This is a genomic window from Bacillus sp. FJAT-27916 (genome assembly GCF_001183965.1).
GTDB lineage: Bacteria > Bacillota > Bacilli > Bacillales > Pradoshiaceae > Pradoshia.
In genome coordinates, this window is the sequence record NZ_LFZV01000001.1 from 2,721,897 (window position 1) to 2,740,847 (window position 18,951).

General features: G+C 43.5%; 14 protein-coding genes and 1 pseudogene. All 15 read right to left on the minus strand.

What is annotated here, in order from left to right:
* Window positions 1-447: 447 nt before the first annotated feature.
* A complete protein-coding gene (sigG, locus tag AC622_RS13300; protein ID WP_049671503.1) occupies window positions 448-1,221 on the minus strand; it encodes an RNA polymerase sporulation sigma factor SigG in 774 nt (257 codons plus the stop codon).
* Window positions 1,222-1,429: 208 nt separating this feature from the next.
* Window positions 1,430-2,149, minus strand: coding sequence for an RNA polymerase sporulation sigma factor SigE (sigE, locus tag AC622_RS13305; protein ID WP_049671504.1), 720 nt, complete (start codon window positions 2,147-2,149; stop codon window positions 1,430-1,432).
* A 34-nt stretch (window positions 2,150-2,183) separates the two neighbouring features.
* Window positions 2,184-3,113 (minus strand): sigma-E processing peptidase SpoIIGA, encoded by a 930-nt coding sequence (gene spoIIGA / locus AC622_RS13310; RefSeq protein WP_049671505.1) that lies wholly within the window; start codon window positions 3,111-3,113, stop codon window positions 2,184-2,186.
* Between the two features lie 222 nt (window positions 3,114-3,335).
* Window positions 3,336-4,499, minus strand: coding sequence for a cell division protein FtsZ (ftsZ, locus tag AC622_RS13315; protein WP_049671506.1), 1,164 nt, complete (start codon window positions 4,497-4,499; stop codon window positions 3,336-3,338).
* A gap of 36 nt (window positions 4,500-4,535) precedes the next feature.
* A complete protein-coding gene (gene ftsA, locus AC622_RS13320) occupies window positions 4,536-5,825 on the minus strand; it encodes a cell division protein FtsA (RefSeq protein ID WP_049671507.1) in 1,290 nt (429 codons plus the stop codon).
* Between the two features lie 325 nt (window positions 5,826-6,150).
* A pseudogene (locus AC622_RS21050) lies at window positions 6,151-6,234 on the minus strand (small basic protein); the annotation flags it as partial.
* Window positions 6,235-6,389: 155 nt separating this feature from the next.
* Entirely contained in the window at window positions 6,390-7,181 is a 792-nt protein-coding gene (locus AC622_RS13325) for a cell division protein FtsQ/DivIB (protein WP_231589529.1), read from the minus strand.
* Between the two features lie 565 nt (window positions 7,182-7,746).
* The gene (gene murG, locus AC622_RS13330) at window positions 7,747-8,838 is read right to left on the minus strand and encodes an undecaprenyldiphospho-muramoylpentapeptide beta-N-acetylglucosaminyltransferase (RefSeq protein ID WP_049671509.1); all 1,092 of its coding nucleotides are present in this window, start codon (window positions 8,836-8,838) and stop codon (window positions 7,747-7,749) included.
* 221 nt (window positions 8,839-9,059) lie between these two features.
* A complete protein-coding gene (gene spoVE / locus AC622_RS13335; RefSeq protein WP_049671510.1) occupies window positions 9,060-10,160 on the minus strand; it encodes a stage V sporulation protein E in 1,101 nt (366 codons plus the stop codon).
* Between the two features lie 133 nt (window positions 10,161-10,293).
* The gene (murD, locus tag AC622_RS13340) at window positions 10,294-11,646 is read right to left on the minus strand and encodes a UDP-N-acetylmuramoyl-L-alanine--D-glutamate ligase (RefSeq protein WP_049671511.1); all 1,353 of its coding nucleotides are present in this window, start codon (window positions 11,644-11,646) and stop codon (window positions 10,294-10,296) included.
* A 1-nt stretch (window position 11,647) separates the two neighbouring features.
* Complete coding sequence (mraY, locus tag AC622_RS13345) at window positions 11,648-12,622, minus strand: phospho-N-acetylmuramoyl-pentapeptide-transferase (RefSeq protein ID WP_049671512.1); 975 nt, start codon at window positions 12,620-12,622, stop codon at window positions 11,648-11,650.
* A gap of 4 nt (window positions 12,623-12,626) precedes the next feature.
* Window positions 12,627-14,117 carry a UDP-N-acetylmuramoyl-L-alanyl-D-glutamate--2,6-diaminopimelate ligase gene (locus AC622_RS13350; RefSeq protein WP_049671513.1) on the minus strand — a complete coding sequence of 497 codons (1,491 nt, stop codon included), beginning with the start codon at window positions 14,115-14,117 and terminating at the stop codon, window positions 12,627-12,629.
* A 162-nt stretch (window positions 14,118-14,279) separates the two neighbouring features.
* Window positions 14,280-16,199: a stage V sporulation protein D gene (locus AC622_RS13355; protein WP_049671514.1), complete on the minus strand. Its 1,920-nt coding sequence runs from the start codon at window positions 16,197-16,199 to the stop codon at window positions 14,280-14,282.
* A gap of 195 nt (window positions 16,200-16,394) precedes the next feature.
* A complete protein-coding gene (locus tag AC622_RS13360; protein WP_049671515.1) occupies window positions 16,395-18,593 on the minus strand; it encodes a penicillin-binding protein in 2,199 nt (732 codons plus the stop codon).
* Window positions 18,593-18,943 (minus strand): cell division protein FtsL, encoded by a 351-nt coding sequence (gene ftsL, locus AC622_RS13365; protein WP_049671516.1) that lies wholly within the window; start codon window positions 18,941-18,943, stop codon window positions 18,593-18,595. The genes AC622_RS13360 and ftsL overlap by 1 nt, the downstream gene beginning before the upstream one ends.
* Window positions 18,944-18,951: the final 8 nt, after the last annotated feature.

The window sequence follows — 18,951 nt, forward strand, 5'->3', positions numbered from 1 at the left end:
CATCCCATCCTATTCCCATAAAGAGATTTAGGACAGTATATGCCATTAGGGCAGTTTACAGAACCTCATGCTTTGACAAGGGCTTACCTATTCTATATTCCCCAGCCTGGCTGCTTGAAAACAACTTGCCTGTATATAAAATGGCTTGGTTAATTGATAGTCGTATACCGCCCATCACGTATCAGGCAGTTGACCTCTGGGGGAATTAACGCACAGGGGAGACTGAGCAGATGCCTGGGAACACCTCAAAGAGGCTCCCCGCCCCTTGTTTTCCTGCCGACTGCAGCGAAAATCAACACATAAGCGTAACAAGCCCATAAAAAAAGGAAGGGAGCAAACGCTCTCTTCCATTAAATAATGATGAGAATTGTCCATATTGTCCGCCAATATAAAAGAACGAGGTATTAGCTGCTTGTCCCATCCTTTTTGGCCTTCGGCAATAGGGCATTATATATTTTTATTCATTTGTCGAATGGCTGCCTTTTCAAGTCTTGACACTTGCGCTTGAGAGATTCCAATTTCCTCTGCCACTTCCATTTGAGTTTTCCCTTGGAAGAAACGCTTTTTCAGTATCATTTTTTCTCGTTCATTCAACCGTCTCATACCATCCTTTAGAGCAATTTCATTGATCCAAGTATTGTCCTTGCTTTTCTCATCACTCAGCTGATCCATCACATAAATAGGGTCTCCCCCATCATTGTAGATAGGCTCAAACAGGGATACAGGATCTTGAATAGCATCAAGGGCAAAGACAATTTCCTCATACGTAACATTCAGTTCTTTGGCGATTTCCTCTGAAGTTGGTTCTCTAGACGTTTCACTCGTCAATCTTTCCCTTACTTGAAGAGCCTTGTAAGCAATATCCCGGAGTGATCTGGAAACCCTGATAGGATTATTATCGCGTAAATACCTGCGAATCTCTCCAATAATCATCGGTACAGCATACGTTGAGAATTTAACATTCTGGCTTAAATCGAAGTTATCAATGGACTTCATCAGCCCGATGCAGCCGACCTGAAATAGATCATCGACGAATTCACCGCGGTTATTGAAACGCTGAATAACACTTAGAACTAGTCTCAGGTTTCCATTAACGAGCTTTTCTCTGGCGCTTCTCTCACCAGCCTGCATCTCCTTAAACAATTCCCGCATTTCTTCATTTTTCAATACTGGTAATTTGGATGTATCCACACCGCATATCTCTACTTTGTTTCGAGTCAATCCATTCCCTCCTAGCAGGAACTGATATACAAAGTAAAGTATCTCCCTGAGGAGAAATTATATTCATATAAAAAATGAAGAAACGGTATGTGATGCTTCTGCAGGCTCATGAATACTGGCACAAACGGAAAAAGACAATGGCAAACTTTTTCTTCTCTTTTCAGCGAGTCTGTTTAATTGCCTGAGGCAAAAAAATAAAATGGTTTGATTAAACCATTTTATTAAACTCTTTGCGAAGGCGCTTAATGATTCTCTTTTCTAGTCTTGAAATATACGATTGTGAAATCCCAAGCAGATCCGCCACATCCTTTTGCGTTTTTTCTTCTCCGCCGACGAGTCCGAATCTTAGCTCCATAATTTGTTTCTCCCGGTCATTCAATTGATCGAGTGCTTTCGATAAGAGCTTCTTGTCAATAGAGGATTCCAGATTTTTTGTGATGATATCATCATCTGTCCCAAGAACATCTGAAAGCAGCAATTCATTTCCATCCCAATCAATGTTCAACGGTTCATCAAAAGAGACCTCCGAGCGTGTTTTGCTGTTGCGGCGTAAGTACATTAAAATCTCATTTTCTATGCAGCGTGATGCATATGTTGCCAGTTTGATTTTCTTTTCAGGATTAAAGGTGTTTACTGCCTTAATCAGTCCAATCGTTCCAATACTGATGAGATCCTCAATATTTATGCCTGTGTTCTCAAATTTCCTCGCTATGTAAACGACCAGTCTGAGATTTCGTTCAATCAGTATCGCTCTTGCCGTTTCATCCCCTTTTGGGAGTTTATGAATGAGAATCTCTTCCTCTTCCTTACTGAGCGGAGGAGGCAGCGCCTCACTTCCTCCAATATAATAGACCTCTTTTGACTTGATTCTTAACTTCACCAGGATTTTTGTCCAATAGTATGATATCTTGAATCGGATATTTTTCATTTACAGGACCGCCCTTTCCCCTTTTTTGGCATCCTTATGAGGCATGGACCGTCGTTGCTTCCGGCACAAGCTTCGGATGTATAATGGCGTCAAAATTTCCATCAGATGACAACTGCTGCTTCGTAAAAGAAATCACACATTTGGAGGCTTCCTTGTATTCACCTGAAACTTCAATATAGAGTGCATCCGGCTTAAATCCTATTAGGAGCTGGTTATCCTCGCCGACAACCCTACAAGGGATGATTCTCATTTTCCCCTGCCACCCATCAGGAAGTTCCTTGCTTTCCATGCTCATGTTCTCTACGCCCTTTTCAATCACCGCTACGACTTCTTTTGGAAGAAGCTTTTCTTTCCCGTGGATTGAAATGATGCAAACCGGACTGCCGGTAAGAGGGTCCATCAGTTGATTCCCTGTATCTACAAGCCCCTTCGCCTCAAAGGTCAGGCCGTTTAAAGCAATACGCAGCAGGACAGATTGTTTATCACTCCAATTGGCAAGCTCAAGCACTTGGATATGCTTCTTCGTAAAGTGCCAGGCAAGCGGGAATCCAATGATGACAAATATCCAGCTGACAGGATCACCAAAGCTTCCAGATCCGCTCGCGAATCCATTAAGATAGCCTGCCGCCTTAAAATTGAAAAAATAATAGCATCCTAGCAGAATACCGCCTGACATGAAAGTCACGGCATATAAGGTCAACAACCGCTTCAAAAAGATACCTGGCGCCCGGAATCCAAAAGAGACAAGAACCATAACGAATGAAAATGAGCCCTTCAGCCATATTTGATCTGCTAAATACGCATAAGGTGTGATATACAGCCATATAATCATGGAACCTGCCAATCCTCCGCCAAAGATCCTCATCCAGTTAACCTTTTCTCTCAAAAGCAAAGCTGACCAAACGAGGAGCAGAGAATCAAAGACAACATTCAGGAGCCAGATGGCATCAATATAGATTTCCATGCACCCATCCCCCATAAGCGTAATGCAGAATATACTAGAAATTATACAGCCCCTCCTCCTAAAAGGTTGTCACTTTCTGTAAAGAGGACAGGCTCTTTTTATTTGTAATTTCAACGGTATTTGTCGAGGAGGATGAGAAATGTCACAAAGTAAAAAAAGACTGCTCCACATTGTCATTTAATAGACAACATGAAGCAGCCTTCTTCAGCTGCATCTATTTACTTATCTGCGGCGGTTGCGGTTTCTCAAGAATGTTGGAATGTCTAAAGCCTCATCCTGATTACCTTGGTTTGACGTTTGATTGCTTCTGCTAGGCTCCTGTGCATACGTTTCTCTCTCTTCCCGTTTCGGCGCTTCTCTCTTCACAGGATTAGGGTTTGCAGCAGGTCTGCTTTGACCAAAATTCGGCCTTGCCGCCGGACGTGCCTGCTCTACCTCACTGAAGCCAGTAGCAATGACTGTCACGACAATTTCATCCTTTAGATTCTCATTAATAACGGAACCAAAGATCATGTTTACTTCCTGGTCGGAGGCTGATGCGACAATGTCTGCTGCTTCCTGTACTTCAAACAAGCTCAAGTTCGTTCCGCCTGTAATGTTCATCAAAACACCCTGAGCACCGTCAATGGATGTTTCAAGAAGCGGACTGGAAATGGCTTTTTTAGCTGCCTCAGCTGCTCGGCTTTCACCAGATGCTACCCCAATACCCATTAAAGCAGATCCTTTATTGGACATGATTGTCTTCACATCGGCAAAGTCCAAGTTGATAAGTCCAGGAACGGCAATCAAGTCAGAGATCCCTTGAACACCTTGTCTAAGGACATTATCTGCCTCACGGAATGCTTCAAGCATCGGTGTGCTCTTATCAACAATCTCAAGTAATCGATCATTCGGGATGACAATCAAGGTATCAACGGATTCCTTCATAGAAGCAATACCGCCTTGGGCCTGTGTGGAACGCTTGCGGCCTTCAAACGTAAACGGTCTTGTTACGACACCGACCGTTAGAGCCCCAAGTTCGCGGGCAATCTGTGCGACAACCGGTGCAGCACCAGTTCCAGTTCCGCCGCCCATCCCGGCTGTGACGAACACCATGTCTGCTCCTTCTAGAGCCTGCTCAATTTGTTCTTTACTTTCTTCAGCTGCTTTTTTTCCGACTTCTGGATTTGCTCCAGCTCCAAGACCGCGTGTCAGCTTTCCGCCGATTTGCATCTTTACTTCTGCCTTAGAGAGGTTAAGCGCTTGAGCATCTGTATTCACGGCAATGAATTCGACCCCTTGCAAGCCGTGTTCAATCATTCGGTTAACGGCATTATTACCGCCGCCACCTACTCCGATTACCTTTATAGTTGCTAACGAATCAATATTTGTATCAAATTCTAGCATGGATAGTCCTCCTATTTTTTCAGTTAAATATATCCGCTATTCAAAAAACACTCCAAAGAATTTCTTCATCTTGTTGCTCATTTTATCTTCTGGGTTTTTCGGTGCTTTTTCTTTTTGTGGCGCTTTTTGAGATGGTCTCTTTTCAGCAGGCTCACTAGCAGCAGCTACCGTATGCGCTCCTAATTGCAGCCCTTGTGATCTCGCTTTTCTGCATGCATATGTAATGAGGCCGACAGAGGTGGTGTATTGCGGCTCCCTTACACCGATATAATTCGGTTCTGCTCCTCGGACACGATTTTGGAAAACATGCTGCGCCAAATCGAGCACTCCCGGTGTTTTGACAACACCGCCAGTCAAGACATAGCCGCCTAAAAGCTCTTTTACTCCCATTTTGGCAATCTCATCTTCTACCATTTCAAAGATTTCAATGAGTCTTGCCTCCATAATATCAGAAACAACGAATTGATTACACTTCTGCATTTTATCGCTGCCAATCACAGGAATAGTGAACATCTCTTCTTCAGCATCATCATCAATGAATGCATGCCCATATCGAATCTTTATCTTCTCCGATTCCTCTGTTGGCGTCTTAAGCACAATGCTGATATCCTTCGTAATGGCATCGCCGCCAAGCTGGATAACAGAAGCCCCTTTCAGCTCGCCATCCTCGAATACAGCGACAGAAGTAGAGCCCCCTCCAATATCAACCAGGGCTATTCCTAGATTTCTTTCATCCTTGGACAAAACTAGTGAACCGGCTGCCATAGGCTGCAAAGCAATATCGGTTATTTCTAAACCTGCCCGTTCAACCGCGCGCAGAGTATTATGTAAAATGGTTCTGAGTCCGGTTATTAAAACACCTTTCATTTCCAAACGAACACCGGTCATACCTTTTGGATCGCTTATATCTTCAATTTCATCAACTTTATAGCTTACTGGAATGCAGTCGATAATTTCTCTGTCAGAAGGAATCGTCACAAGCTCTGCTTGCTCCTTCACTCGAAGCTTATCTGCTTCCGTAATTTCCTTGTTTTCATTTGAGACAGCTACAACCCCATGGCAAGGCTGTAAGCGTACATGATTTGCACTGATGCCAACAATTACGCGCTGTATTGTCATACCTACCATTCTTTCAGCCTGCTCAACTGCTTTTCGAATCGACTTGACCGTTTCATCGATGTCAACGATCTGTCCTTTTTTCAAGCCTTCAGATGCAACATTCCCCACGCCGATAATGTTTAAGGAGTTGTTTTCCATCTCTCCTATAATCACTTTCACAGTGGATGTACCGATGTCCAAACTCACATAATATTCATTGTTGTGCACCCTTTGGCACCTCCTTTTAATATAGCTATTCTCTATTTATTATCAGGTTTATGCCGGACGCTTGTCCCTCTCTAATCTTGGTCTGCGTACAAGACACGGGTGTTGCCGCTTCTGCTTATCTACTCATGTCCTTTATTGATTTACAGATATGATTAGTCAGAAAAGCAAAATGTCTGACATAGCCTATATGTCACATTTTTTGTCTTAAGAATACTATTCGCCAAAAATTTATGATATCCTGTTTTCATTTTGGCATTTACTTGCAATTTATAAGGTATTTGGTTTCAATTTGCACTATTTCACAAAAGTAATTCCATTATGCTAAAAATACCCTTGATAAATACAAGTCTACACTAAGATGAACGCCTAGAAAAGCCATATTTACAGCGAAAATGATATTACAAAAGAATCTTCATTAAAATTTATTTAATTTTATTACTTTTTTTGCATTTTGATGATTTTCCATTGACAAAAGGTCTATCTTCTCGTCTTAAATGTCATAACCAAGACAAATGAACTACAGCTAAAGTCCTAGGGAGATTTAAGAGAAAAACGGAGTTCATCTTACCCTTCTTCTTCTTCAGATGCTCCCTCTTCTTCTATATCGGTATCATATGCTCTAAAATAAGAGCCTACCTCTAAATCAATGACACCTCTATCCTCCTCACCAAGCTGACTGATAATGGCAGGATAGTGAACCATTTTTTTGGCGAGCGTTTCTCCGCTCGCTGTTACTTCATAGCCGTCATTCATGTAGAGGATAATTCTATAAGGATCTGTTTCACGCGGACTATAATGAACCTCGGAGATAGAATTCATGATTTCCGGTGAAAGATTATCCAGCTGTTCGATCACTTTTTGAAGCGCCTTTCCCTCCTTAAAGGAGACTAGCAGCGGACCAGAATCCGGAATAGACTCTACTTTTTTCTTTAAGATTGTCCCGTTCGTTAAAACTGGATAATAATCCTTGCCTTTTTGTACATATGCGCTGTAATCATATTCATTCACCGTGATGACAATGGTATTAGGAAGCTGCCTCGACACCTCGGCGGAATTAACCTCTTGATTCTTCTCAATAGCGGTAACAGCTGCCTCTTTTTTCACTTCCCAGAAGTTTTCATTTAATTGGATGCCGCTCGCCTCAACAATTTCCTTATCGGTCAAATATGAATTACCTTCAACCTTTATAGCTTTAATTCTGCTTAATGGCGATTGAAAATAGATAATGCTGAATATGAGCAAAAAGAAAATGGTCAATAAGGTAATCAATCTTCTATTCGCTTTCTTCTTCCGCATTTGCTTTAATTTTGGAATTCTATCTTCTATAGATACAATATTTTTTTCCAACCCATACACCTCTACTTCATCACGTGTTAATACCTGCTCAGCCTAAAGAAGTAATAACCGGCCTATTAAACTCTGCTGAAACACTCAAGAATCCAAGCGGCAACAATAGCACTGATGAAATTGTACACCCATGGTTGGTATATTTTCTTTATCAAATTACCCATTTCCCCTGTAAAAGGTCAAGTGGTTCTTGGTTATTATCTATCCTGTTGCGGCAGTTTGCTGAGATGAACACCCATGAAAAAGCATGGAGCGAACATTTCAGCCGAATACTTTCATTATTCTTTTGGCCTTTATAAAGAACAAAAGAAAAGGCACAAATGATGCCTAATTATGAGAAAATTATAACATATCGCACCCTATATTTTTCTATTTTTTTCATTTCATGCACAAATGATTTTCAGGGGCTGAAATACAGCTTAGCAAGCTGGTGATTCCGGGTTGTTTAACAACCTTAAAAGGGAATTTTGTTCCATTATGGAAAAGAAAAGGATGAATGCAGATACTGCCAAATTGGCGATTCTTACACCCAACCTTTTCCCGGTTCCATCCTCATCGGTTTCAGCTTAAAGCCTCATTTCTGCAAATCTTTAATGATTTGAAGCAGACGTTCAGCTGAATCCGGCATGCCTTTTCGCTTGGCAGCCTCTTTCATCATTGTATTCTTATCTTCATCAAGCATGATGTCATCAATGGTCTTGAGCAAGGTGTTTCCATTCAGCTCATTTTCTTTGATCATCATCGCGGCTCCGTCAGCAACAAGTGCCTGCGCATTCTTCTCTTGATGGTTATTGGTGACATATGGGCTCGGAATAAGGATACTGGCAATACCAAGGGCCGTCAGCTCTGCAATGGTTGTTGCTCCAGCTCTTGAAACGACCAAATCAACCGCCGGCAGGATTTCCGGCATATTGTGGATGAACGGTTTCACAATAATATTCGGCGGTGTACCTACAAGATCCAACTCATCCTTCACAGATTGATAATGAACCTCACCCGTTATATAAATCACCTGATATGGTTTATCCTTCAAGGCTTCAATATTCTTTAAGACAGCTTCATTTATCGCCTTCGCACCGCGGCTGCCGCCAAAGATCAGCACAACTGGTTTCGTTGGATCGACACCGAGAGATTCAATTTCTTTCGATCCAATATGAGAGACAACCTCTGATCCGCGGGGATTACCTGTTAAGATGACTTTATCTTTTGGGAAGAATTGAGCAGATTCCTCGAAACTGATGGCAACCTTGCTCACATAGCGGCTCAAGAATTTATTGGTTAAACCAGGCACACTGTTTTGTTCATGGATAATGGTAGGGACTTTCAAGCGGGAGGCTGCATAGACTACAGGACCACACACATAACCGCCTGTTCCAATTACGACATCAGGCTTGTATTCCTTTAAGAGCTTCTTGCTCTTCGAAACACCTGTGAGGAATCTCGTGATGGTCTTAATATTCTCAAAGCTTAGGGAGCGTTTGAACCCTGTAATCTCGATTGCTTCAAATGGAATTCCTTCTCTTCTGACCAAATCACTTTCCAACCCTTTTTCAGTACCTATGTATAAAAAGCTTGCTTCTGGATTTAATTTCTTAATTTCTCTCGCCAAGGCAAGTGCCGGATAAATATGTCCTCCGGTGCCACCGCCGCTTAATACAATTTTCATTTATATTCACCTTTCAATGCTAATATAGCAACTCTACTGTTTACCCATATTCTACTACACTATAAACGTCGTTTACATAGTATCTTTTACATATTATTCATCTTTACACCAACTGCTAAGCAGAGCCCATCTAACCTGATGACATATGAATGGTACCTGGCTGCAGGTGTAGACAAAATATAAAATAACACAAAAAAAGGGACTAATCCAAGCAGTCCCCCTTAATAATTTGAATATCGGCTGATATTTAAAAGCACCCCTACCGCCATAAGCATTAAAGTGAGAGAAGAGCCTCCATAGCTGAGAAATGGCAAAGTGATTCCCGTTACCGGCATCAAGCCAGTCACCACCCCGATATTGATCATAACTTGAATCGCAATCATCACAATGATTCCAACCGCTAGGAAGGTACCGAACAAATCAGGGGCACCAAGGGCAATCCGTATCCCTCTCCAAAGGAGCAGCGCAAACAGGAAGATGACTAGTGACCCTCCAATAAAACCAAGCTCCTCAGACAGAATTGCGAAGATAAAATCCGTTTGCGGCTCAGGCAAGTAGAAGAACTTCTGCCGGCTTTGCCCAAGACCAAGCCCGAACAAACCGCCCGGTCCAATAGCATACAGTGACTGGATGATTTGAAAGCCGCTTCCGAGCGGATCCTGCCATGGATCAAGAAATGAGGTAATCCGCTGCATCCGGTACGGGGCTGAAACCACCAGCCCGATAAAGCCTATGACCCCAATCATCGCAAGGCCGGCAAAATGGCTGATTCTTGCTCCAGCGATAAAAATCATCGCTATGCATGTCCCTACCATTACGGTTCCTGTCCCAAGGTCAGGCTGAAGCATAATGAGTGCAAAGGCAATGAACACAAGACCGAGCGATGGAACAAGTCCATTTTTGAAGGAGGTTATGTATTTTTGCCGCTCAGACAGAAACTTAGACAGGAACACAATCATCGCCAGCTTCATGAACTCTGATGGCTGGATGGAAAAGGCTCCTACCCCAATCCAGCTCCTCGAGCCATTCCGAACCGTCCCTATCCCCGGAATCAGTACTACTAAAAGCAAGATGAAACAGAGAATGATGATTGGCTTGGCCCATCTGCGCCAATTCCAATAATCGATATTCATTATGACAAACATTGCAGCAATTCCCACACCCGCAAATAACAGCTGCCTCTTCGCAAAGAAGAAGGTATCGTCAAATTTATGCGTCGCCCATATGGCACTGGCACTGTAAACCATGATTAGACCAATTGACAATAAGCTCAGCATGGCGATGATTAGGATAAAATCAGGTGTCGTTTTCTTAGCAGGCACTTGGCATGCACCTCACGCATTCTAAATTAGGGATGAACCGGCTAGTAACAAAAAGAGACGATTATTCCTCGTAATCGTCTCTTTTTCTGCATTCGCAAGCAAAGAACATACATCCTTGCTTTGGAACAAGCCCCTATTTTAGCTTATGCACGGCATCCATAAACATGTCACCGCGGACCTCAAAAGTTTTGTATTGGTCCCAGCTTGCGCATGCAGGAGAAAGCAAAATAGTATCCCCGCTCTCGGATAGCTCGTATGCTTCACGAGCGGCTATTCCTACATTATCGACATGTTTAATGATGGATATTCCTGCTTTTTTCGCTGTATCTGTAAGTTTTCCCGCTGTTTCGCCAAAGACGACCATTGCTTTCACATTCTGAAGCAATGGGATAAGCTCATCAAATCCATTTCCACGGTCAAGACCTCCAGCAAGAAGGATCAGCGGACCGTCAAAGGATGAGATGGCTGCACTGGCAGCAAGGATATTAGTTGCTTTAGAATCATTGTAAAATCTGCGTCCATTCAGCTCGCGGACAAATTGAGTACGGTGCTTAACACCCTCAAAGGTCGTCAAAACCTTCCTAATAGCTTCATTGGTTACACCGTATAATTTAACTGCTGCGACAGCGGATAATATATTCTCAAGATTATGCCTTCCTGGAAGAACAATGTCTGCGATCGGCATAATCTGTTCCTCACGGAAGCATATGTACCCGTTTTCTGCATAGGCACCGTCTCTTTGAATCGTGTCCGTGCTAAATGGCACGGACACAGCAGAAGACCCCCGAGAAACAGCCGTTGTCACCTCTTGATCAGCATTATAGATAAAGTAATCTCCATTTGTTTGGTTAGCGGTTATACGCGCCTTTGCTTTTCCATATTCTTCCTTTGAACCATGATAATCCAAATGGGCATCATACAGATTTAAGAATACGGCTATATGAGGACGGAATTCCTGAATCCCCATCAATTGGAAGGAGGATAATTCGATAACGATCACATTGTCTTTTGTCGCTTCTTGAGCCACTCCGCTCGCTACTGTCCCGATATTTCCGGCGATCAGTGGATTTTTGCCGCCCTCTTTCAGCATTTCATAAATCAACGTGGTTGTCGTCGTCTTGCCGTTTGTTCCCGTAATACCGATAAACGGCGCCTCTGAAATCTTATAGGCAAGCTCAACCTCCGTGATAACCGGTATGTTTTTCTCCATGGCAGCTTGAATCATTGGATTCGTGTAAGGGATACCTGGATTTTTGACAATCAGCTCAAATCCGTCATCTAACAGCTCAATTGGATGTGAGCCGCAGATTACCTTAATCCCCTCCTCCAAAAGACCCTGTGCCTCCGGATTCTCGTCAAACGGCTTAAAATCATTTACCGTAACAAATGCACCGAGCTTGTGCAGCAAGGTTGCTGCACTCACTCCGCTTTTAGCTAAACCTAATACCAATACTTTCTTGCGAAGATAGTCATTAATAGGTTTCATTTTATAACCACACCTCTATATAAATTCCAAGAATGGATAACAACAGGCCAACAGACCAGAACGTGACAACAACACGCCACTCTGACCAGCCGCTTAATTCATAATGGTGATGCAGCGGACTCATCTTAAAGATCCGTTTACCGGTCGTTTTAAAGGAAGCCACCTGCAAAATAACGGATAATGTTTCAATAACAAACACGCCGCCGATAATGACGAGCAATAATTCAAGCTTTAATAAAATAGCCACAGTTGCAAGGGCCCCACCAAGAGCAAGGGAACCAGTATCCCCCATAAACACCTTCGCGGGGTGGGCATTAAACACAAGGAAACCTAATACCGCTCCGACAACTGCCACACAGAAAAGGGCAACCTCATAGTTTTGCTGGTTCCACGCAAGTACCGCAAAAGCACCGAATGCAATGGCTGAAGTACCAGAAACCAGTCCATCCAATCCATCTGTCAAATTGACTGCATTTGAGAACCCAACAAGCCAGAAGATGACAATAAATACATAGAACCAACCAAAATCAAGCTCATAATTGGTAAATGGAATCTCAATGGCCGTAGACATATTGCTTTGGCGGCAAATGAGATAAAAAATAACCGAGATCACAACCTGGCCCAAGAACTTTTGTTTGGATGTTAAACCAAGATTACGCTTCATGGCAATCTTGATAAAATCATCTAAAAAGCCCAGAAGACCGAAGCCAATCGTCACAAATAACAGCAAATAGGTTTCTTCACTTACATCTGTGAATTTCCCTGTCATAACCAAGGTTGTCACAAGAATAGCAAGAAGGAAGACAACGCCTCCCATCGTCGGTGTCCCCGTTTTCTTCTGATGTGATTTAGGCCCTTCTTCCCTTATGCTTTGCCCAAATTTGAGCCTCCTAAGAAACGGGATAAATATAGGAGAGAGCAGAACCGTAATTAAAAATGATACGAGTATCGTAAAAAATAAAACTTGTTCAAGCATTGTCTTAAACCCTCTCTTCTTTCTGCTGACTATTCAATTTTTCTTGGATCGCTTCCATCGCGACCTCTCTGTCATCAAAGTGGATGACTTCCTTGCCGATAATTTGATAATCCTCATGCCCTTTGCCGGCAATCAAGATGACATCCTTTGGCTGAGCCTGCCGGATTGCTTCATAAATGGCTTCCTTCCGGTCAGTAATTCTCTCGTAGCTCATGCCGGGCACGCCATCTGTCATATCATCAAGAATGGCCTCTGGGTCTTCGCTGCGCGGATTATCAGATGTAAAGATTGGGTTCGTGCTATATTCACAGGCCACTTGAGCCATGAGAGGGCGCTTCGTCTTATCTCTGTCTCCCCCGCATCCAACAATGGCAAAGACCTTATTCTCTGCAAATTCATTAATGGTTTTCAAGGCATTCTCAAGACTGTCTGGTGTATGGGAATAATCAACGAGCACGGTGAAATCCTGTCCGCCGTATACTCTTTCAAATCTTCCTGAAACACCCTTGATTTCCTTGAGAGACTGAATAATCTCATGAAGCGGTATATTCGATACTAATCCGACAGCAATGGCTGCAAGACAGTTATAAATATTAAATTTCCCAACCAGCGGCAGAGTGACCTCTACGCTCTCATTAGGCGTTATTAGCTTAAAGGACGACCCTTGAGCGGTAATCTGGATATTCTCCGCTTTAATATCTGCTGCTTGGTGAATCCCATATGTAACGACATTCGCAGAAGTTGCCTTTTCATACATAAGGGATGCCTGATCATCGGCATTCAATATGGCGTATTTCGGTTTTCCGTCTGTATAGGTATTACCTAAACGAGAGAAGAGGAGGCCTTTCGCATACTGGTAGTTCTCCATCGTCCCATGGTAATCCAAATGATCCTGGGTCAGATTTGAAAATACAGCGATATCATAATCACACCCAAAGACACGGCCCATATCAAGGGCATGAGAGGAGACCTCCATGACCGCTGTCTCGACACTTGCTTCCACCATCTGATGGAAGGTCTTTTGGAGTGTAAGACTATCAGGAGTTGTATTTTTTGTTTCAAAAATTTCTTTACCTATCTTTGTATACATGGTTCCAATTAACCCGGTCGTTTGGTTCTTATCGTTGAACAGCTTCTCAATAAGATGACTGATTGTTGTTTTGCCATTCGTACCGGTAATCCCTATTAAGGTTAGCTTTTGTGTAGGATGCCCGTAAAACTGATCCGCTACTTGCGCCATAACCTTAGACGTATTCTTTACAATCACAACGGGAACATCCACATTCAGCGGCTTCTCGGAAATGATCGCTGCGGCCCCATTCTTAACGGCATCGGGTGCCAGGTCATGCCCATCAACGGTATACCCTTTAATACAGATGAACAAGCTGCCTTCTTTCACTTTACGGTGATCATTTTCAACAGATGACAGGAGGGGGTTCCCTTCACCCTGTTTCTGCTTAAACGGTATTATACTGATTAAATCATCGAGTCTCATAAAACAGGTTCCTTTCTTTTTAAAGCAATCTTCCTTATTGTATCGTAATTTAATGCTATTAGAAATAAGAAAGTATATATTCAAGCTTTAAAAAATTGACAGCTTGCCGTGCAGAAAAAAATGGCGGCCGATAAAATCAGCCGCCAAAGCTCAGAATCTCTGTCACTCATCCTCATCCAGATAAATGCGGATGGTTGAACCCTCCTTTAACTTAACACCTGGTTTTGGCGACTGCTGGACTATCCGGCTCCCCTTGCCGGAAGTGACGATTTTAAACCTTGAATATTGCTCACTTAGATCCCTTAATGTCAGCCCGACTAAATCAGGTACCTCCTCCTCCACGGGATCAAGATATGTTTTTTCCTTTTCCACCTGATCTTTCCTCGGCTTGATGCCAAGGGCCGGCAAGCTATCCTTCATGATTCTGCCTACAATCGGCGCGGCAACGACACCGCCGAATTGTACGGTCCCTTTTGGATTATCGATTGCAATGTAGACAACAATTTGAGGATCATCTGCTGGAGCGAAGCCGATAAAGGAAACGATGAAATTGTTTTCTAGATAGCGGCCGTTTTGTGCTTTCTGGGCAGTCCCTGTCTTACCGCCCACACGATAGCCATCCACAAATGCACCCTTCCCGGACCCCTTTGCCACAACCGTCTCAAGAGCTCTCCTTATTTCCTTCGATGTCTCCTTTGAAATAACCTGCCTTTTCGCCTTCGGACTCTTTTTCATGATGGTTTCTCCTGTCGCGGGATCCTTTATTTCCTTTGCGATATAGGGAGTATATAATGTCCCGCCGTTCACGGCAGCCGATACAGCCATCACCTGCTGAATTGGTGTTACAGAGACACCTTGGCCAAATGCCGTCGTTGCCTGCTCAACTGGACCGACCCTGTCCACATTAAAGAGAATCCCTTTTCCCTCCCCTTGTAAGTCAATTCCCGTTTTCTCCCCAAATCCGAAATCATGTATATAATTAAAAAGCTTATCTTTTCCAAGTCTCTCCCCAAGCTCAACAAAACCAGGGTTGCATGAATTCTGAACTACCTCTAGAAAACTCTCTGAACCATGTCCGCCCCTTTTCCAGCACCTAAGATTGGCTCCGCCTACCTTGACATATCCACCATCATAGAATCGGTCATTTTGAAGGTCCACCTTCTTCTCTTCAAGCGCAGCAGCAAGCGTAATGATCTTAAAGGTTGAACCAGGCTCATACGTACTCCAGACAGGCAGGTTCCGATTGTAAATTTCCGGTGCGACATTGCGGAAATTAGCCGGGTCAAACGTCGGCCTGCTGGACATGGCCAGAATCTCTCCTGTGTTCGGGTTGACGGCAACACCGACAATTCCATCAGGGTTATAGGTTTCCTGAGCAATATCCATCTCTCTTTCAATAATGGTTTGGATGCGGTTGTCCACCGTCAGGGTTAAGTCATACCCGTTCAGCGGAGATTTATAGTCATCCGCCATATTCTCCATCCGCTTGCCCTTAGCATCCGCATAAAATTTCACATACCCTTTGTTCCCCTTTAATTCATCTTCATAGGCAAGCTCAAGGCCCATAAGCCCCTGATTATCGATTCCGGCAAATCCGAGAACATGGGCAAGCGCCGAGCCTTTCGGATAATAGCGAATCGAATCCTCGGCAATATATACACCAGAGAGGTCCAGGTTGCGAACAGCCTTCGCTTTGCCATGACTGATTTTCCTTCCTTCAGGAATCTTGACGATTGAGGTGTTCGTAGTGATTAACTTATACGCCTTTTCCGTCTGCATATTCAACACGGCTGCAAGCTGCTTAGCTGTTTCTGCCGGATCCTTTACCTGCCTCGGCACTACCCATACGGTCGGGGCCGATTTATTCGTCGCATACACCACACCGTTTCGGTCCTTAATTTCTCCTCTTTTCGGCTCAAACGGGATGTTACGACTCCACGAATCCTTTGCGAGGTCCGTCAAGTAATTCCCCATATAAATCTGTACATATCCAAGCCGCAGGTCAATGACTAAGAAGACGCCTAACCCAATTAACAAAGCCGCAATCAATCGTTTGCGAACCGTATGATTTGAAGCCCTCACTATTTATCCCTCCAATACAAGCACATTCCACTTTATGCTTGTACGAACAGAAATAGAACTGAACCGAAATCCCTTTTGCACACCCATCTAAAGCAAAAAAAAGAATCCAGCTGTTGCTCCTTTGCATCAGCTGGATTCCTAATTAACCTATTACTCTTACGGATTGCTTCTATTTCAGATTTAGCGGCGGACTCATCATCCGCCTTCCTCTTCTACTTCTTCATCATCCGCTTTTGCTTTTGATTTCTCAAAAATGGTTTCCGGATCTTCAAATTGCACAACGATTGATTGGTTTGATTTCAGAGCCGTGCCTGCTTTCGGCTTTTGGCTTGAAGCATATCCCGATCCGGATGTATTTAAATCAACCCCCATTAGAGAGGCTGCTTTCATGACATCCCTTACTGACCAGCCCGTAAAGTCCGGCATGGTCAGCTCACCATCAGTCAACAGGAGAACTTTCTCTCCTTCTATAACCGATGTACCGCTCGGCGACTGCTCCTTAATTCTCGTCCCGCTGCCAATGACTACCGGGGTCAAACCTGCTTTTTCTACCTGTGTCTTGGCAAGCTCTTTATTTGTTCCTGTTACATCAGGTATCTCAACGGATGTTTTCGTATCCGTTTCCTCTGATTCGATATTTAAATACTTCAATGTATTTTCCATGACACTATTGAATACCTTTGAAACAGGCGCCGAGCCTGATTCATTCGGCTTCAGCTGCGGCTGCTGTACAGCAATATAGACAATCACTTCCGGGTCATCCTTAGGTGCCATTCCCAGGAATGAGAATATATAGTTATTCTGACCTGTCAAATAACTGCCTTTTTCACTTGAATAAATAGAGGCTGTACCTGTTTTGCCGATAACATCATATCCATCAATCTTATAGGGTTTACCTGTTCCTTTTTCTGAGGTGACAACCGTCTCTAAAATGTTTCTTACCTCACCGGCTGTTTCGCTTGATACAGGCTTGGCCACCACAGTCGGCTTCGTTTCCTTAATGGTTTTCCCTGTCGCTGCATTCGTGATTTTCTCTACGACATACGGCTTCATCATTTTACCGTCATTAGCAATGGCTGTCGCTGCCTGAATCAACTGAATAGGGGTAACGGTTGTACCTTGTCCATAGGCAGTCGTCACTTTCTCTGACTCCCATTTATAGGCGAACGCCCCTGTTGTTTCAGCCGGAAGATCAATTCCGGTTTTCTTGCCAAACCCGAATTCCTCCAAATATTCAAGTAAGGTATCTGACCCAATTTTCTCGACGGCCAGTTTTGCAAAGGCTACATTAGAGGAGCGCTGCACACCTTCTAAATACGTAATGGCACCCCAGCCTCTTTTTCCATTGTGGTCGCCAATTGTCGTCGATTTGTCAATTTTATAGGTGCCTGATTGATAGGTTTCATTTGCATTCCAGACCCCTTCTTCAATCGCGGTTGCAAGCGTGAATACCTTCATTGTTGAACCAGGCTCATAGGATTCTTCTACCGCAAGGTTCTGCCATGTGTTTTCAAGACCTTGCCTTGTATTTAAATCATAGGTTGGACGCTGGGACATGGCAAGTATCTTTCCTGTGTCCGGATCTGCCACGATTCCAATCATCTTCGCAGGGCTGTATTCCTCATTGACCTGAGACATCGCGTCCTCTAGGAAAATTTGAATCTTGCTGTCCAACGTCAATTGAATAGTAGCCCCATCTGATGGCTCCACAACCTCCGTTTGCTTATTCGGCAGAATATTACGCCATAAATCCCCTTGGAAGGTAATAGATCCATCCTCTTCCTGCAAGTATTTATCAAGCATCTTTTCGACACCAAGCGCTCCAGTCACCTTGCCTGTATCCTCATTTTCTTCCACAAATCCGATTACATGAGAGGCAAAGATCCCATTTGGGTAAAATCTTTTCGAATCTTTAATAAAGGTGATTCCCGGAAGCTCCAGTTCTTCTATAGCCAGCTTTGTCTGATGGGACAGGTCGCGGCCTGCAGAGCCAAATTCTGTTTGGTAAACATTCTTCTTTTGAAGTTTAGCAAGAATCTCACTTTCATCCATATCAATATGTTCCGCAAGGACTCTCGCCGTTTCCTCTTTATCAACCACATGCTGAGGATTATCCTCATCCTCTGTCATGGAATCATCCAGGATGGCGATTAATTTATATGAAGAGGTATCACGTGCGAGTACCTCTCCGTTTGTATCTACAATCGACCCCCGCTGTGCAGTCAGGGTTCTGCTAACCTGATACTTATCCTGCGCCTTTGCAGCCAATTCCTCCCCGCCGGCAACCCCGGTATATTGGATGATCAGGAATCGTACAAATACTACACAAAAAAACAGCCCAAATATCATGAATAAGAAGGCTGCCCCTTTGTTCCGGCTCTTTTTATTGTTCATCAATCTTCCACGACCTTAACATTTTGATCTTTCAGAGTAAGCCCAAGCTTTTTGGCCTTTTCCCAAATTCGATCATACGTTTTCAATTCACTGACTTGGTCGGTTAAATCTTTATTCTCTTTCGTTTGATTCTCTATTTTCGATTCAACAGACACGATGTCGCGGTTAACGGCATAAATATCAGCCTGTGTTGAGATGATTTTGACAGCAAAGAAAGCGATAAACAAAGCAAAGCTTATGTACAGAACCTTCTCTCCTAATGTAATTCCATTAGGTATGATCACTTTCTTCGTCTTGACTTCGGTGCGTTTATTTTGTTCCTGTTGAAGTTTTCTCGCTAAACTGCTCATGTTTATCC

What these genes read in the sequence shown, in the direction of transcription:
- spoIIGA (WP_049671505.1), bottom strand. Translation starts at nt 3,113, where the DNA reads ATGGAAATCTATATTGATGCCATCTGGCTCCTGAATGTTGTCTTTGAT.
- AC622_RS13360 (WP_049671515.1), bottom strand. Translation starts at nt 18,593, where the DNA reads ATGAACAATAAAAAGAGCCGGAACAAAGGGGCAGCCTTCTTATTCATG.
- ftsZ (WP_049671506.1), bottom strand. Translation starts at nt 4,499, where the DNA reads ATGCTAGAATTTGATACAAATATTGATTCGTTAGCAACTATAAAGGTA.
- mraY (WP_049671512.1), bottom strand. Translation starts at nt 12,622, where the DNA reads ATGCTTGAACAAGTTTTATTTTTTACGATACTCGTATCATTTTTAATT.
- sigE (WP_049671504.1), bottom strand. Translation starts at nt 2,149, where the DNA reads ATGAAAAATATCCGATTCAAGATATCATACTATTGGACAAAAATCCTG.
- murD (WP_049671511.1), bottom strand. Translation starts at nt 11,646, where the DNA reads ATGAAACCTATTAATGACTATCTTCGCAAGAAAGTATTGGTATTAGGT.
- AC622_RS13350 (WP_049671513.1), bottom strand. Translation starts at nt 14,117, where the DNA reads ATGAGACTCGATGATTTAATCAGTATAATACCGTTTAAGCAGAAACAG.
- murG (WP_049671509.1), bottom strand. Translation starts at nt 8,838, where the DNA reads ATGAAAATTGTATTAAGCGGCGGTGGCACCGGAGGACATATTTATCCG.
- ftsL (WP_049671516.1), bottom strand. Translation starts at nt 18,943, where the DNA reads ATGAGCAGTTTAGCGAGAAAACTTCAACAGGAACAAAATAAACGCACC.